Annotated in this window: 14 protein-coding genes; 1 reads left to right on the forward strand and 13 read right to left on the reverse strand. The window is 54.8% G+C overall.

Going from position 1 to position 16,321, the window contains the following annotated elements:
* Positions 1-339 precede the first annotated feature (339 nt).
* The 13 genes from gspE to JWG43_RS03115 all read right to left on the reverse strand — a co-directional run bounded on the left by gspE (position 340) and on the right by JWG43_RS03115 (position 15,491).
* Positions 340-2,031, reverse strand: a complete 1,692-nt coding sequence (gspE, locus tag JWG43_RS03055; RefSeq protein WP_205241333.1) for a type II secretion system ATPase GspE — start codon at positions 2,029-2,031, stop codon at positions 340-342.
* A gap of 66 nt (positions 2,032-2,097) precedes the next feature.
* The gene (gene gspD, locus JWG43_RS03060) at positions 2,098-4,389 is read right to left on the reverse strand and encodes a type II secretion system secretin GspD (RefSeq protein ID WP_205241334.1); all 2,292 of its coding nucleotides are present in this window, start codon (positions 4,387-4,389) and stop codon (positions 2,098-2,100) included.
* A gap of 133 nt (positions 4,390-4,522) precedes the next feature.
* Entirely contained in the window at positions 4,523-5,233 is a 711-nt protein-coding gene (locus JWG43_RS03065) for a type II secretion system protein N (RefSeq protein ID WP_205241335.1), read from the reverse strand.
* Positions 5,234-5,239: 6 nt separating this feature from the next.
* Positions 5,240-6,169: a type II secretion system protein GspN gene (gene gspN, locus JWG43_RS03070; RefSeq protein ID WP_205241336.1), complete on the reverse strand. Its 930-nt coding sequence runs from the start codon at positions 6,167-6,169 to the stop codon at positions 5,240-5,242.
* A 13-nt stretch (positions 6,170-6,182) separates the two neighbouring features.
* Positions 6,183-6,725 (reverse strand): type II secretion system protein M, encoded by a 543-nt coding sequence (locus JWG43_RS03075; RefSeq protein ID WP_205241337.1) that lies wholly within the window; start codon positions 6,723-6,725, stop codon positions 6,183-6,185.
* The gene (gene gspL / locus JWG43_RS03080; RefSeq protein WP_205241338.1) at positions 6,722-8,230 is read right to left on the reverse strand and encodes a type II secretion system protein GspL; all 1,509 of its coding nucleotides are present in this window, start codon (positions 8,228-8,230) and stop codon (positions 6,722-6,724) included. Before gspL ends, JWG43_RS03075 begins: the two co-directional genes overlap by 4 nt.
* Before the next feature lie 28 nt (positions 8,231-8,258).
* Positions 8,259-9,284 (reverse strand): type II secretion system minor pseudopilin GspK, encoded by a 1,026-nt coding sequence (gene gspK, locus JWG43_RS03085; protein ID WP_205241339.1) that lies wholly within the window; start codon positions 9,282-9,284, stop codon positions 8,259-8,261.
* Positions 9,274-9,957, reverse strand: a complete 684-nt coding sequence (locus tag JWG43_RS03090; RefSeq protein WP_205241340.1) for a prepilin-type N-terminal cleavage/methylation domain-containing protein — start codon at positions 9,955-9,957, stop codon at positions 9,274-9,276. Before JWG43_RS03090 ends, gspK begins: the two co-directional genes overlap by 11 nt.
* 2 nt (positions 9,958-9,959) lie before the next feature.
* Positions 9,960-10,409 (reverse strand): type IV pilus modification PilV family protein, encoded by a 450-nt coding sequence (locus JWG43_RS03095; protein ID WP_205241341.1) that lies wholly within the window; start codon positions 10,407-10,409, stop codon positions 9,960-9,962.
* Positions 10,375-10,998 (reverse strand): prepilin-type N-terminal cleavage/methylation domain-containing protein, encoded by a 624-nt coding sequence (locus JWG43_RS03100; RefSeq protein WP_371925143.1) that lies wholly within the window; start codon positions 10,996-10,998, stop codon positions 10,375-10,377. The genes JWG43_RS03095 and JWG43_RS03100 overlap by 35 nt, the downstream gene beginning before the upstream one ends.
* Positions 10,931-11,395: a type II secretion system major pseudopilin GspG gene (gspG, locus tag JWG43_RS03105; RefSeq protein WP_205241343.1), complete on the reverse strand. Its 465-nt coding sequence runs from the start codon at positions 11,393-11,395 to the stop codon at positions 10,931-10,933. Before gspG ends, JWG43_RS03100 begins: the two co-directional genes overlap by 68 nt.
* Positions 11,396-11,753: 358 nt before the next feature.
* Positions 11,754-14,321 carry a delta-60 repeat domain-containing protein gene (locus JWG43_RS03110; protein ID WP_205241344.1) on the reverse strand — a complete coding sequence of 856 codons (2,568 nt, stop codon included), beginning with the start codon at positions 14,319-14,321 and terminating at the stop codon, positions 11,754-11,756.
* 138 nt (positions 14,322-14,459) lie between these two features.
* On the reverse strand, positions 14,460-15,491 hold the full coding sequence (locus JWG43_RS03115) for a molybdopterin-binding protein (protein WP_205241345.1): 1,032 nt from the start codon (positions 15,489-15,491) through the stop codon (positions 14,460-14,462).
* A 609-nt stretch (positions 15,492-16,100) separates the two neighbouring features.
* Here JWG43_RS03115 and JWG43_RS03120 point away from each other — a divergent pair.
* Positions 16,101-16,274, forward strand: a complete 174-nt coding sequence (locus tag JWG43_RS03120; RefSeq protein WP_205241346.1) for a Trm112 family protein — start codon at positions 16,101-16,103, stop codon at positions 16,272-16,274.
* Positions 16,275-16,321 lie beyond the last annotated feature (47 nt).

Below are 16,321 nucleotides of genomic sequence, written 5' to 3' on the forward strand. Positions count from 1 at the left end.
CGCATAGAAGGGCTATAGCGGACAACCTTCTCTGCACAAACCTGGGGCACCTGTGACCGTTTACAGCACAGGAGCGTGATCAACCAGACAGTTACCTGAATCCGTGACGGCTGGAATCTTTTTTCGGATATATCTCGTTGTAATTATATTATAATTGCAGCTGAGCCCTTGACAACACCTTTCACCAGCCGCCCTTCGGGGCATCCGTCCGTACGCCATCTTCATTGCCCGTAACCGTCCGATAAAGTTTACTTTAATCGAACGGCCACGAACAACGAAGCTGACGCACGGACGTACGCTCACGGATTCAGGAGTTACAAACCCCATGATCGGTTACGATCAGGTAACCCGGAACACTTCTTCCAGGGTAGTCAGCCCGGCCAGCACCTTGCGCAGTCCGTCCTGGCGCAGGGTTATCATGCCGGTGGCCAGGGAGGAGAGTGCCTGTTTCTTGATCTGACCAGCGTCGGAAGTGGTCAGAATGAGACTCTTCATCGCCGGAGTGAGCGTCATCAGCTCAAAAATGCCGATCCGACCCTTGTACCCGGTGTGCAGGCAATCGGGACATCCGACACCGCGAAACAGATTGCGGTCAGCGAATTTAACCGGCGATATCCCCACCTGCTTGAGGTACTCCATCGAAGGAACATACGACTCCCGGCAGTGCGGACAGATCTTGCGGACCAGCCTTTGTGCCATGATGGCGTTGACTGAAGAAGAGACCAGAAATGGCTCCACCCCCATATCTATCAATCGGGTAATGGCACTGGCCGCATCATTGGTATGCAGGGTGGAAAACACCAGGTGACCGGTCAAGGCTGATTGAATGGCTATTTCAGCGGTTTCCATGTCCCGGATCTCACCGACCAGGATCACGTCCGGATCCTGGCGGACAATGGTGCGCAAGCCGTTGGCAAAATTCAGGCCGATTTTGGGATTGACCTGCATCTGACTGATACCATTCATTTGATATTCAATCGGGTCTTCGATGGTGATGATATTGATATCAGGACTGTTGAGCACACCCAAGGCCGAATAGAGGGTGGTTGTTTTCCCGCTTCCGGTCGGTCCGGTCACCAGAATAATCCCATGGGGCGCCTTGATGATGCGCATGAAGTGCTGCAGGTCCTCTCTGGAAAGACCCAGATCCTCAAGGCGAACCAGACTGCTGGATTTATCAAGCAGGCGCATGACCACCCGTTCGCCAAAGGAGGTCGGCAGTGTTGACACCCGGATATCAATGTTTCTATCGGCAATACGGATTTCGATCCTGCCATCCTGGGGGAGTCTCTTTTCGGCGATATCCATTTTCGCCATGATCTTGACCCTGGACACCAGTTTTCCCTGGACATGCCGGGGGGGCGAGTACATGTCGTAGAGAATTCCGTCGACCCTTTTGCGGATTTTGACCCGATCCTTGTAGGATTCAATATGGATGTCACTGGCATTGTCGCGTACCGCCTGGGAAAGGACCAGGTTGACCAGCTTGATCACCGGGGCGTCACTGGTGTCGTCGAGTAAATCAGCGGTTTCCTCGATTTCGGAAAGAATGCTTTCCGGATCCTCTTCGCCCACATCCTGCATAACCTGATCCGCAACATCCTGCCGGGTCATGTCATAGGCCGCATTGATGGCCACAAAGATTTCATTCTGTGGTGCCAGCATGACTCTGATCCCGTCCCAATGAAGACGACGTTGCAGATCATCGGCCTGCTGAAAATACATCGGTTCGGCCAGAGCGATATAGGACTCCCTGGGAGTAGCCACCGGAATCATCTTGAATTTTTTAAGAAAACCGATGGAAACATGCTGAACAAAAAAAGGATCGATATCCGTGGGCAGGCTGTGGACAATCTCCAAGCCGCATTGCAGACTACGGGCCCCGAGCAGATCGTGCTCGTTGATCTTGCGCTGCTGCACCAGGATCTCGCCGATCCGCCCTCCTTTTTCCTGCTGGACGACCAGGGCGGCATCAATAGCCGCTTCCGAAACCCCATAGGATTCGCGAAGTATCTCACCCAGTGAACGCATCCTGCCACCTGGAATTCGCAAAGGACCTGCTGTTGGTATTCAGTCTCTGTACCACCACGGGCTCACTCACTGTGATTCCATCTGCTGCCGCAGGCGGTGAAGGTTGTCCCGGGCGGCCTCGATTGACGGGTCCACGACCACCTCTCCGTTTTCTGCTTCGGTCGCAAGCGTGGACAGAGCCTCAACCCGGCGATACAACACCTCGGCTTCGCGGACATTTCCCTCCCGTTCATAAAGAAGACCCATGTTGATTAAAGCCGCACTGTTGTCCGGATCAATCGTCAGGGCCTGCTGAAAATATTCCCTGGCCCGGATAAGGTCGTTCTGTTGCAGCCTGGCAAAACCGATATCAGAAAGGGCGATACTATGTGCCGGGTTGGCGACAGGGTAAAAAAACTGATCGGCAATATCTCCTGGCTCCCTGTGCACGCGTTCCATCACGTCGCGTTTCCTGTAATACAATTCAGCCAGTTCAGCTGGATTTTCAACAATATGCGGGGTGATAAAAATAAAAAGATTGGTTTTCTGCTGATTGTTGCTCCGTGATTTAAACAGCCAGCCCAACAGGGGAATATCCCCCAGCAAAGGGACCTTGTATTCACCGCTGGTGGTATCCTCGCCGATCATGCCGCCGATGACCACGGTGTTCTTGTTATGGACCACCACCGTGGTGTCGGCGGTCCTGGTGAAGGTGGTAGGATTTCCTTCGTTGAAATCCTTGAGCTTGATGACCTCAACGCCAATTTCCAGCCGGATCACTTCCGCCTGGTTGATCTGCGGAGTAATGGTCAGGGTGGTGGCCACATCTTTGTATTCAAAGTTCGTATAATCCTGGAGGGCATCGGTGGTATGCCTGCTGGTGATGTAGGGTACGTTCTCACCAACTTTGATGAAAGCCTGTTTATTGTCCGTGGTCAGGATCTGAGGCGTGGCAATGACATTGACGTCACTATCGAACTTGAAGGCATTGACCACGGCGCCCAGATTGGGAAAATACACGCCACCGATTTCAATGCCTTGGCGCAGCACCCCCATGGTGAATCCGCCGGGCAGAATCGGTGGGTCCGCCGTCATCCCCTGGAGGACATTATACGGTGTGGCGGCGCTGCCGCTGAAACCACCCACCAAGGTCCCGGTCTCATCGGCAAAGGAACCGCCGCCTCCCCACTGGACACCGATGTTAAAGTCCTTGTTGACCTGCACCTCCATGATCAGGGCTTCCAGGTAGACCATCCGTCGGGGAATATCCAGCATCCTGATCACTTCTTCCACCAATATGTATTCATCCCGCGGACCGGTGAGGATCAAGGAGTTGGTCTCCACATCGGCAAGAATCTTCACAGCTCGGCTGATGGCCGGTGCGGCGGAAGCCACATTGGTCCCGGCGGCATGGCTCTGATCATCGGGAAGATCCATCAACACCTTGACCATTTCCTCGGCATTGGCATGCTGCAGATAGATTACCCGCAGATTGCCCTCTCCCCTGGGCACCTCGGTGTCCAGCTCAGCAGTCAACTCACGGATCTGTTCGATCGTCGCCCTGGAGGCAAAGACAATCAGGTCGTTGGTACGTTCAAATGGGATGATCCGGATCGTCTCCGGCCGGCGGCCGGGAACCTGGGGTGAGGCAACAAACAGCTGACCAATAGCTTGCGACACACTTTCCACCGAGGCATGCTGAAGGGAGATCAGCGCCAGTTCCTCTTCCTCATGGGGGATGTCAACAGCTCTGATAATCTCCATCAGGCGCAGGATATTCGAGTGGAAGTCAGTAATAATGAGGATATCCGATCGGGCGTGGGTGACCATGACCGCGGTTCTCGAAACCAGCGGTGTCAGCATATTCCTCACCTCTTCGGCACCCGCATATCGAAGGGTGATGACCTGGGTGACAACCTGATCTTGCGGCAACATTCTGTCATCTTCCAGGAGGGTGGCAATACTTTTTGTCCGGGCATGGACCGCGGGGACGATTTTAATCACCGAACCACTGGGCACGGTGGCAAAACCGTGCACCTCAAGAACCGACTCAAAGACCCGATAGGCTTCATCCTCGGATATACGGGTGGGTGAAATGATGGTCACTTTCCCCTGAACTTCCCGGTCGACAATAAAGTTCTTCCTGGTCAATTCGCTGATATATTTGATAAACAGGTTGATATCGACATCATTGAAATCGATGGTGACGTATCGCTGGACCATCCCTTCCGGCCGGACGATCGAGAGGTTGTTCTCAGCCGCCGATAACGTTGCCCTGTTACCAGGAAGAACCAACACCGCGAACAACAGGATGATCGTACCGTAGACAAAACCTTTCATACCCTTGTCCACATCAGGAGGATTTGTTTCTATTACCATGTGACCTCTCTTTTTCCGTATGTGCTCATCAGCACGCGCGGGCTCCGCGATAGCAACCAATCACGGGGTGGTTGGAACCGGGTGGTTTGCCCTTCTCCTGCATTGCCCGCGGTCCTCTGCGGCCGGTGCATGGTTACTGCATGGAACCATCCTCCTGCAGCGATCTTTCTCCATCCGGATCCGTGCCGGGCAGGGCAACGTCGACATCGACCTGCTCGGGCATGGCCGCGGCGTCGGCACGAAATTGAATACGGCGACGGGGCAGGGCCTCCGGAACCTGCCGTTCAACCATCTGCTCCTGCTCAAGCCCGGGATAACGCCTGTCAACTGATCTTGATGGTGAGGTGGTTTGATCTCGTTGCGGATCCTTGATATTGAGAATCTCTTCATTGCCGTCGACCAGAAGAACCACCCTGCCCCGCTCGATCCTGGTAATGACCGCTCCCTGGAGCGTTCCACCGACCCGATACATGTTTTCCTGCCGGGTTAATTCGTCACGGATAATGGCGCGCGCATCTTCAACACTACCGGAAACCGTGCCCAGCAGGGATAACTGCATCGATGTCTCCTCGAGTGCGTCCAGCGCGGACAACATCTGGGTGGCAACGGGTTGCTCGCCCGCCTCCAATGCAGCCTTGAAAATATTCCGCTCGAAAATGACCTGGTAGTCAGTAATCGCCGCCACCGGCTCATCCGGGGTCCGGATTGGCACGGACGTGGCCTGCCGCACTGTGGTTGCAGGAATCATTCCATCCAGCCTCTCGATGACCCGCCCATACCAGATGTTGACTCCAACATAAACCAGGAGGGCAATGAGTGCCATGCGACCAAGAACGTACACCACAATCGTTTACAACTCCTGTTCCAGTGCTTCGAAAAGCATGGAAAATTCATGGAAATGGATTCCGGGATCGCCAACTTCTCCGGAAAGCAGAAACGGCAGTTCCCGGTCTCTAAGCCGGTTGCGGACGGCTTCCAGTACAACAGCATTGTTCACCCTGCTGAAAAAACCGGGCCGCGGCTGCAGGGTGCCGTGAAAATCCAGCTGACTTTGTTGCAAAGGAGAGCGGATTCTTGCCTCACCCGTGAAGTGACCGCTGAAAAAGACTGAATCAATTTGCCCGGCTTCGATCCGGATCCCGTCGCCATGGGACTCCACTTCCATGGTGACCCGGTCGAAAGGGAACCATTGATGCTTGAGAATGGGCCGCTTCAACTCGACTTGACCGTTCTCCAGTCGCAGGTTGCCGCGCATTTCCTGGATATCCGCCCCTTGAGTTCGTAGTCTGCCGGTAAAAGATCCGGAAAGCTCTCCCTCCACTGTCCGCTGCAGGGAGGGCTCCCAGACCTTGATATCCGCAAGCTGCACCTTTTCGACGGTTCCTGTTAAGCGGAGCCAACCGTCTCTCTCCAGGATCAGGGTTCCGGATACTGTTCCTCCAGCCAGGTGAAGATGGTAGGCTGCCTGCGGTTCTCCGGTGCGCAGGCTCATGAGCGGTTTAGGTTGAAGTTGCAAGGTATCAACTCGAACCAGGGTTTGCCGAGCCTCATCAGCATTATATCCCGTCATCGCAGCAAAAATCAGTGTACCTGGCAGACGCAGAGCCGCTGAGTCCATTTGCCAGGTCATGTTTGGCGACAGGGTGTTTAAAGCACGTACAGACAAACGCTGTACAGAAGCCTCCGGAAACAACAGCCATAAAAACAGCACCAGCAGCAGCAACGTGTACAGAAGATAACTGATCCGACCCGCCAGCCAGATACACGCTTTTTTCACCATCAGCACGCCGCCTCTACCGGGACTCGATTCCGGCAACATGGTCGATGCTCACCACCCGCAGGGTCACATCCAGGGTGGCATCTTCCTGGGTGTTTTCCTGTATTGTGATCCTGTCGACCCCTACCAGTTGCTCGGGGGACTCGGTTCTTTCCAGAAACCGGACCAGTTGCCCGAGACTGACAGCCTGCAGCCTCATCTCGATCATACTTTGTTGATACAATTCATTCGCAGCGGATTGGGATGGTCTCATGTAGGCGACATGTTCCTTGACCTCACTATCCGTGGCGTTTTTCTCCAGAAAAGAAAACAGGCTGAATCCCTGGTCCCGCTGGAGAAGAACAGCGGCCAGAGAATCACTCTGCTGATTGAGTTCTCCGTACCGCTGCTGCATGAGTCGCATTTCAAGCAGGGACCTTTCTCGCTCAGCCAGGCTCTGGGTCAGCCGGGCTCGATTATCCAGAAAAGGAAAAACCATGAATTGCAAGCCGACAAAAAGCAGCAGGCAAATCGCGGCAATGCGTACTGCTATCTTTTCCCGTTGACTTAACTGCATCATCCCTCGACAAGCCGTAATCGGAGTTCAAACCGGATAATACTCGTATTCCTTGCCATGTCCGCTGTTGCCGATACAATCTCTACCTCTCTGTATCGAGGGGAAGCGATCAGACTGTTTTTCATCGTATCAACGGCCTGGAAGGTGTCGGTAATCCCTCGGACAAGAACAGACTCCCGGTCGATAACCAGCCGGCTGACCCGCAGGTCCACGGACTCGGGAATGCGGGCGGAGATATCGGCCAGCAGGGCCAGCACCCTTTTATCCTTGGCAAAGAGCGGGGCCGGAGGTTCCGAACCTTCGATGTTTCTCAATGCCACCTGCATTTCTCTATACGGTTCATGCACGGTGGTGACGGCAGGGAAAGTCTGGCGAAAAACAGCCGTCATTTCATCTCTGAGAACACGGTCAGAATGCTGCAGTTGGCGGTAATCGTACCAGACATAACCAAGCAGGGAGAGCACCACGGCTACAGTGGCCATCCCGGCCGTGACCATCTGCCTTCTGTTGGAAAAAAGCTTGCGCTTGACGGCAAATTCGTCTTTACGGAAATTCAAGGCGGATTTTCGCCGCAACCCCTGCAGCGCCAGAGACAAAGCACTGTCAAAACGACGAGTACGCCAAGTGCCGCCGGCTTGACCGGCCGTCTCTCCCTCTGGATCAGGAAGCAGTACAAGGACTTCCACCGGCAGATTGAGGGCTTCGGCAATCATAGGATGCAGCTCTTCTACTTCTGCCAGAGGACCGGTGAGGATGACCCGTTCTGGACGTCGTTTGGATCCGCTTTCAAGAAAGTAATAACTCAGGCTCCGTTCCAGGGAGGCGCAGAAAAGACGAACACATTGCTCCGCCATGGACCGATCCCCCATCACCACTTGATCCTCGGTAACAAAAAAAGGGGGATGGAGAATCATTTCCTCGGGGTGGGAAAGCCTCCGGTAAAAAACCGGTGTATCGCCACGGACGAGGGCCAGGGATATGGAGAAAAAATCAGCGTGGACCAGGAGAAACTCCGAATGAGAGCGAAGCGTACGGGCCACCTGCTCGGCAAGGGCTGCCATCGAGGGGATGATACGCTGCAGATCCACCGTATCCTGTACTTCGGTCAGTAAATCGGCGAGCACTGCTTTTTCCAGCGCGAAGGCCACAATCCTGCCGCCGGATTCACTGCTGTCAACCAGTGAAAAATCGACCATCAGGCTATCAATGGGGGCGAGCAGCTGCTCTTCCAGTTCAAAAGGCAGAGCCTGAGCGATCTTATGTGCTTCCCGGAAAGGAAGAATCAGATTGCGAACGCTGAGCAAGGAAAGCGGCAGGCCGCAAACACTGTTACCGTCATGCCGACCTATCCGCTGACAGAGCCGGTGGACATGCTGTGCGGTATCACCGCCATCAGGAAGAGGAATTCCATGGGCAGCGATGATGGCCAGCTTTTTTCGCCGCTGTTCAACCACCACCCCGGTGATCCAACTATCCCCTATGTCTATACCCAGCGATTTTCTACCCATGCAACGTTTTGCACCTTTTGCCTGCAGTTCAGTGTACCTGCCAATGCAACATGGTCTGCTCCCGGTTCTCGGCTCTGAGCAAAACCCCTTTTCCTGTCCGACGATATTGGTCCAGGCGCGCCTGCACGGTGATGCCGAAATATTGCCCGGTCACTGTCCAGAGAAGGTCATCTGGCCCGGTTCCGGCAAAGCCGTCTATCTGCCTGTACCAATCCATTGTCCCAAGAAGTTCTCTGTGTCTCGGATCCTCACGAAACTGCATCAATTCTTGTGCCATTTCAACAGAAACATCAGGAAAAACAGCCAGGATAACCGGTAATGGCGCTGTATTGAGGTTGATCCTGCCATCATCACCGGCAACGGTGATGTACTCGGCAATACCCTCGTGCTCATCATCGCCGTACAGTATTTTCGGTGTCATTCCTTTGACCAGAAGTAACTCTTGCAAAAAGAGTACAGGGGCGTTCCTACTCCCATAGGGCGGTGTTTGGGCTCGATAATAGCCTTCCTCAGCCCCCTGAGGGCGTTCATCATCATCCTGGTCGATCCAATCCATAAGTGCATCCAGCAATGCCTCGGCCTGATCTTCATTGTCAATGGCAAACCGCCCCGAGGTGAGAAAACGCTTCCAGATTTCCCGATACTGCTGCCCTGCCTGCCTTCCGCCCTGATCGGCCGCGGAAGGACCTGGAGAATCTTGAGGGACCAATGCATTGACCTGCAGGCGTCCGGATAGATCGGTGACCGTGATCTCCAATTCAATATCACCAGTCAAATCGGCAAGCATTTCCTGATCAAAAGCGGCCCAGTTGTCTAAAAGAGAATCAAAGTCATTTTCCTGCTGATCTGCCAGCAGCGCCGCCCGGGCAAGGTGCACCCCGGCAAGGATCATGGCATCAAGTCGCACCTGTTCGCGTTGCGTAGCGGAAAAGGACACCTGCCGGTTGATGGTCACCATGAGCTGAATGGTGGCCGCAACCAGAAAGCTGATGATCAAAAGGGTCAGGACCAGGGCCAACCCGGACTGGTTGCCGACCAACGGTTTAGTCTTCATCGGCTGCTGTCGCCGTGATGATTCCGGCTGGAATCAGCACTGTGGTGGTAAAGGTTTGTGCGCTTTGCCGATCAGGGTCCAGCCAGAACTCCAGGGTACAGGACACAGCCGCCGGCACAGGCAGGGGCAGCTGCTCCTCATCCAATCGTCCCTCTCCATTCCAGCTGTCAAATTCCTGACCCTGACGATCAAAGTATCTAAAGCGCACTGCCCGCAGGTTATCAGCAAGAAGATACATCCCCTGCTCCCCTGTTCCGGTATGCACGTCGCTTCCGGGCAGCAAAATGGTGTCGCCGCGCAGCAGCTGTAATCGTCGGCTGTCCCCTTCTCCGGTCCTGACTGAATAGATTATGGCCGCTGGTCCCCCTTTATGGGTGTCGGGGTTGAAAATCAGATGGGCGGTGGAAACAAAGGCCAGGGTATCGGCACTGTGACCGTTTTTGTCCGAGAGCATGCCGGAAAACCCCATATCAGGGTGCGGAGCGGCACCAGCCAGATCCTCGGACAGTCTGCGCAGGGCTGTCTGCGCCTGGTGAAAGACCTCTTCCTGCTGTTCGGTGCCATCGATCACGCGCAGCGTTGCCGTCAGAGAAAGCGAGAGCATGGTCACAACCATCCCCAGCACAGCTATGGCCAGCAGGATTTCCAGGATGGTAAAGCCGCTGTTACGCACGGTTATGATTCCGGCTCGATGGTCTGCAGGACCATGGTCCGCAGAGTATAGGTCCGGGCCGGGTCATCTCGCAAGGAAACAGTCAAGTCTATGACTTTCAGCATGCCGCCAATACCCGTGATCCCGATATCCCCATCGGTTAACTCTCTGACCTCTGTTTTCCAGGTGAATCCGGAAAAGGTATCGTCGAAGTCACCCTCGCCACCGATCAACCAATTGAATTCGGCCAGATTGAGCTCAGCAACTTTCCGCTGCGCCAACAGGGAGGCCACGGTGTCAAATCTGGCCCCGGTGGCAAGACTGACGCTTTGCGACTGCGCTCCAATCAAAGTGACCAGAGCCACGGCAATAACGCTGACAGCGATCATCACCTCAAGCAGGGTAAATCCGGAACTCTCCCGGAGGCATGGTTGCAATTTATTGAAATATGGTGGTTGATTCCGGATCGACATACCCGTCCAACACCTGTATGGTCCCGAGAAAGGGTGAGAGTGCCATTGATATTTCCCTGCCGCCGGCACTGCGCAGATAGATAATGGCAGGTTCTACATATCCGTTTGCTGTGAACCGGACGAGCAGGTCATCAGCTGGACCGGTCCCACCGGAGAGGGACCAGTGCCCCCTGACAGCAACCGTTGCGCCAAGCCGCACCTCACCCTGTATTTTCCCTCTTTCCTGATCATCGTCAGGGTCTTCGGCCTCGAGGATGAATCGGTGCTCGACCGGCACATAGCGCAGCAGGTACGGAGACTGACGACGCTGGGCCAGAATCGAGGCCTGACCGATCAACCCCGTCAACCGGCGTGCTGTCACATTGAGTTGATCTGTCACCAGAAAACCGGCGACATTGGGTAAGGCAAGTGACACGACCAAGCTGACAAGAACCATAACTATAATCAGCTCGAGCAGGGTGAACCCTGCCGATCTGCAGCTATACCGTCCATTGCGGTCTGCCTGCCTGGAAAGAGGAAACTTATTCCAACTCCCAGTTATTGATATCCGCATTGATTCCCTCGCCGCCGGCCTGACGATTTGGTCCATAGGAAATCAAATCGAAATCACCATGCAGGCCGGGGCTGATATAGACAAAATCATTATCCCAGGGATCCTTGGGGACCCTGCCCCGTTCGAGATAGCCACCAGGGCGCCAATTTCTGGGCAGGGCACCCACTGTAGGCGGTTCGACCAGGGCACGCAGCCCCTGTTCCGTTGTCGGATACTGGCCGTTGTCGAGTTTGTAGAGTTTAAGGGCCTGCTCAATGGACTGGATTTGAATAGCAGCCTTGGTCCGTCGTGCTTCTTCGGGTCTATCCATGATTCTCGGCACAATGAGCCCGGCTAGAATGCCGAGAATCACCATCACCACCATGAGTTCTATCAGGGTAAAACCTTGCGCGCTGGTCAGTGCGGGTGCTTTTTCTTCAGGTGTTGCGGTCATTGATTTACTCCGATGCAAAATAATTACTTTTCAATAGTATGCTCACGCTGCCACCCTTTTTCAAGCCGCATGCCGAAATTCACAATGCAGCGCATCCTCGATGCCAACCACCCTTGAACACGGACCTGTCGCCATACCTTTTCTCTTTTCTGAAACCGTGACGGCTAGACGCTTGTGTTGGCTATATCTTGCTGTCATCAGATTATAATTACATTGGAATCCTTGATAATACCCTTCACCAGCCGCCCTTTGAAACGTCCGTCGCACGCTCACGATTCCAGGTAATACTAAAAAAAACCATGAACACAGCGCCAAACCTCTGCCACGAAGACCTTCCCCCTGCAAATGGCTTACCGGCTCATGCTGTCGCACGAATCGGAAAAACAACACGACCGACCAGAACAGCAACACCAGCAAGAATCAAAAACACCGATCCGGGCCCTGTCTGCAACAGCAGCCAGGACAATCCGATCCAGGGCAGCAGCATCAGGCGAACAAGGGACCGCAACGAGGTATTGGCGGCAATACGTTCAGCCAGAGACGGGGAAACCGCATAATACTGATCCATCATCCATCGGCCAACGGCATGGTCGATGAGAAAACGATCACGAAAATCGCGCAGGATGACAACCCCGGGGTGCAACGCCGTACCGAAGGAGGCCGTGGCCACAAAACAGGCGTCCGCGGTTCGGAACGATTCCTGGTTGCCATAATACACCGTACCTGCAGCGGTCTGAGCATAGGCACGGACATAATAGATGGTGCCGGGTTGCAGATTTTCCACCCGGACACCGAACCTGCCGTATCCGGAACCGTTTTCGGTCTCTCCATCCTTAACGAAGTCGTCCTTTGGAGAAGAATCATTTGTCCCGGCAAATATGGAGCGGGTACCTGATGTACTCGAGGCGGCGGCGACGGCATCAGCAACCAGAAAACCTCCGATGCGATCAAGGAAGTGGGCGGGCGCAAAGGTGGCGCCATTGTCCTCCGGCTCATTGGTGTCCTGATCGTTCGATCCTTCATCGCTGCCATTGCTGCCATCGTTGCCATTACTGCCATTGTTGCCAGTGCCGCCGGTGCCGCCACTGTAGACTGGATCAGGAGCGGTACTGAAGACTACACCACGCCTGGTCACTACGCTGCCGAAGGCTGGGCTGATCTCACCTCCCGTGACCACTGATGTCCTGGACACATCCGTGGGTGGCCTTGTTGTGATGGCGGTATTGGTATACCCGGGCTGATTGCTGAAAGCAGTGGATTCAAGCGGCGCTTCATACCTGGCGGCGACCAACAGGCTCGTCTCGGTGCCATCGGCGGTTCCGACAACAATGATTTGCCCGTTCTCATCGGTGGTGACCGCATAACTGACCGCCTCGCCGTCACTGAAGGTGGTGGTGAGGATCCTGGAAACAACGGTTCCTGTCTCGCCGGATACACCGTTGTCACCATCGGCGGCAAAGGCTTCGGACAGCAAGAACCTACTGAATTGAAGGCCAATATTGGACCAAACCCGCTGCAACCCATTGACGGAACCTGCAATCGGCACATCCAAGGTTCCATGTTGCGCCGAAGAGCCGAAAAAGAAGGGATACACCTGTAACTCACGGATCTGCATCCTGGTATTGCCGTTGACACGAACCTCCTGAATCCGAGCAGGAGCTGGCGTCGGCTCATCCAACTCCGCGGGCACCGTCTCGGAATCGAAGGTCGTTATGGAGGGGCTGGGGGAGAGCCCGGTCTCTTCGTAGGTGATCAACAGAAAGCGGCGCAGGCCGCCATCCGTGGTGAAACCACTGGCCACCGCGCCGCCCGGGCCGATGCTGACGTCGTAGAGAACATCATCCTCCTCGCTGACCTGGGTAATTACCGCCCCCTGATCACCAAAGCCGAGGTCGGGTTCGCCACTGGAGGTGAAACGAAACAAGGCGGCATCACGTTCACCCATCACACCGGTCGAGCCGGCGAGATACAAGCGTCCCTGGTCGTCCACCGCCATCCCGTACCCTTCGGTGGCAGAAAAGGCCCCCCCGGCAACCGCCACACCATTACTGCCGAAGCCTGAATCGATGGTCCCGTTGGCTGTCAAGCCCACCAGCATCAGGGTTGTCAAGCCATCGGCCTCGCATGAGCCGGAGACAATCAGACCACCATCCACCCCCTCGACCAGGCCCTCGGCAGTGGCGTCCACTCCTATGCCGATCAGGCTCACACCACCTTCACCAAATGCGCCATCAGGTGTTCCATCCGGATAATAGCGTGCCACTGCCAGGACCCTGCCGGTGGTCCCCGCCACCGAACCGGCTGCATTGATCATTCCTTTCGAATCGATCAGAAGTGCGGTGATTTCTTCATGACTATTGCCGATTGGATCGATCACCATGCCGTTTTCACCGAAACTCAAATCCAGGGAACCATCGGCAAAATAACAGACGAGGGCGAAATCCCGCCCCATCCCGTTATCCGCGTACCCGGCGGCAATGAGACGGCCATCCGCAAGCAGCCCGAGAGCCAGAGCCTCGCTGTCTCCACTGGCAACCGGGGTGATCACCGCTCCCTCTCCATTGAACGTGGTGTCCAGGGAGCCATCGCGGTTGAACCGAACCAGGGAAAAATGACGAGTTGCTCCCATCATGGTCGATCCCGCAACCACAATTCTACCATCCGGCTGAACAACAACCGCATGGCCACTGTTGCCGGCACCGATTTCGACCGCTACCCGTCCATCGATCCCAAAAGCAGTATCGAGTCTGGTGGTCGCCTGCGCGACTTCACCCTTGGCACAGGATAAAAGGAGCCCAACCACAATAAACCATAAAGACCGCTTCCACATAATCACACCTCTCAACAGGGTCTCACAGGATACGGACAGAATATTCCCGCGGATAAGAATCGGTACATCGACAACCTGGCCATGGCCTGAATCCATAACAAACGGACTCTTGCTTTGGGTATATCTTTCTGTAATACCATTATAATTGAAGTGAAATCCTTGACAATAACCTTTCACCAGCCGCCTTTCGGGGCATCCGTCCGCACGCTCACGGATCCACGCATGGGTAAGCGATCACGCTTTGCCGAATGAACAGACCGGATATCGGCATGGTGTACAGTTCCGACAAAGTCCGCCATGTCCCAGGGCCGCCAGTTCGGCACGATCGATGGACTCTCCGGTCAGAATACGCGGAAGAACAAGATCAAACACAGTAATTTTATGAAACATTCCACATGCGGGCAAGCCAAAAACCGGCACCGTGCCTAGCTGGCCCACCAGAAACATAGCCCCCGGCAGAACCGGTGTTCCATAGACTATGGCTTCAACGCCGGCCTCCCTGATTCCCTGCCGGGTTACATCATCCGGATCCACGGACATGCCACCGGAGGTAACAATCAGCTCCGCCCCGCAATCAAGACAATTCCGGATTGCCGCGGCAATGCGGCGGGGGTCATCAGGGGCAAACTCAACCACGCTGACTTCGGAGCCCAAAAGAGACAATTTGTCACGCAGGACCTGCTCAAACCGGTCCTCAATACGACCATGGAAAATTTCATTGCCGGTGATGACCAGACCTGCTCTGACCCTGCGCAAGGGGACGACACTGAGAATTGGTTCACCAGCGGATCCCGCGACAGCCACTGCCCGCTCGACCAGTTGCCGGGTGGCAACCAGAGGAATCAGCCGGGTCGCTGCCACCTGTTCGCCCCGTTGTACCGGGGTATTGTTCTGCAAGGTCGCGCACATGACCTCTCCCAGGAGATTGAAACGCAACAACAACTCCTGATTGATTTTCAACAGACCATCCACCGCAGCCCTGATGGCAACTTTGCCCTCCATGACTTGAGGAGAAAACTCGGTCCCCGGACCGGCCAGGGCATTGGCCATGAGCAGGGCAGCCTCGTTTTCATGGATCTCCTCCCCGCTTAACTGCAGGACAAAAATATGCTCTTTACCCAGCCTACGGAGGTGTTCCACATCCTCACATTTGATGACATGTCCTTTCTTAAAGGCACACCCTTTAAATTCATCTTTAATGATTTCGGTGATATCATGAGGCAGGACCATGCCCACTGCCTCTTCCACCGCAACGACTCTTTTCAACGATTGTTCCATGTTTGTGAAGGTTTACGCTCTCTGAACGACAAAAAACAAGGGTTACGGGTACGGATGAACGACAGGCATGCATGACACCGGGAACCGCCACCATGATACGCGGTATTCTGTCTGCCATTATTATCGAAAAATACCTCTGCCAATAACTCCTGGATAAGTGAGCATTCGGCCGGGCGTCAGCATCGTTGTCCGTGGTCGTTCGGTTAAAGTACACTTTATCGGACGGGTACGGGCAGTGAGGCTGGGGTGTGGACGGACGCTCCGAAGGACAGCTGGTGAAGGTGAATTGGCAAAAAATCGCCGCAGTTTACAACCTGATTACAGCACAACAGACCCAAAATGTGAGTCCAGCCGTCATGGATTCAGGATAGAGTTAAAATCCCGTGGAGTTCACTTGACAGCGCACCAGCGTGACAGGATAAAGCCGTTTCTAGCGGGACGCGAACGAACAGTGCACCACCAAGAACCTTTACCCCACTGGCTCAATCCGGTAGAATACAAGTCCACCGGATGCGGTCCGATCACAGGTCGAACATAAAAAGATAATGCATCAACCATACCACAAACAACACTAAAAAGGCACGGTCGCCACTCGTTATGATCAAAAAAGAACTGCTGGAAATCCTGGCCTGCCCGCAATGCAAGGGATCGGTAACATTGAACAAAGAGTTGAGCGGTATCGTCTGCTCGGACTGCCGGCTGCTTTACGAAATTCGTGACGGGATCCCGATCATGCTGATCGACGAAGCCAAACCCCTGGACGATACCTGATCCCGGCAACCTCACTGGGCCGGGCCGGCGGTGCCTCTGGCACCGCC

Source organism: Desulfobulbus alkaliphilus, from assembly GCF_016918545.1.
In the GTDB taxonomy this organism is placed as follows: domain Bacteria; phylum Desulfobacterota; class Desulfobulbia; order Desulfobulbales; family Desulfobulbaceae; genus Desulfobulbus; species Desulfobulbus alkaliphilus.

What these genes read in the sequence shown, in the direction of transcription:
- gspE (WP_205241333.1), bottom strand. Translation starts at nt 2,031, where the DNA reads ATGCGTTCACTGGGTGAGATACTTCGCGAATCCTATGGGGTTTCGGAA.
- gspD (WP_205241334.1), bottom strand. Translation starts at nt 4,389, where the DNA reads ATGGTAATAGAAACAAATCCTCCTGATGTGGACAAGGGTATGAAAGGT.
- gspN (WP_205241336.1), bottom strand. Translation starts at nt 6,169, where the DNA reads ATGGTGAAAAAAGCGTGTATCTGGCTGGCGGGTCGGATCAGTTATCTT.
- JWG43_RS03075 (WP_205241337.1), bottom strand. Translation starts at nt 6,725, where the DNA reads ATGATGCAGTTAAGTCAACGGGAAAAGATAGCAGTACGCATTGCCGCG.
- gspL (WP_205241338.1), bottom strand. Translation starts at nt 8,230, where the DNA reads ATGGGTAGAAAATCGCTGGGTATAGACATAGGGGATAGTTGGATCACC.
- gspK (WP_205241339.1), bottom strand. Translation starts at nt 9,284, where the DNA reads ATGAAGACTAAACCGTTGGTCGGCAACCAGTCCGGGTTGGCCCTGGTC.
- JWG43_RS03095 (WP_205241341.1), bottom strand. Translation starts at nt 10,409, where the DNA reads ATGTCGATCCGGAATCAACCACCATATTTCAATAAATTGCAACCATGC.
- JWG43_RS03100 (WP_371925143.1), bottom strand. Translation starts at nt 10,998, where the DNA reads ATGGACCAAATCGTCAGGCCGGCGGCGAGGGAATCAATGCGGATATCA.
- gspG (WP_205241343.1), bottom strand. Translation starts at nt 11,395, where the DNA reads ATGACCGCAACACCTGAAGAAAAAGCACCCGCACTGACCAGCGCGCAA.
- JWG43_RS03110 (WP_205241344.1), bottom strand. Translation starts at nt 14,321, where the DNA reads ATGGATTCAGGCCATGGCCAGGTTGTCGATGTACCGATTCTTATCCGC.
- JWG43_RS03120 (WP_205241346.1), top strand. Translation starts at nt 16,101, where the DNA reads ATGATCAAAAAAGAACTGCTGGAAATCCTGGCCTGCCCGCAATGCAAG.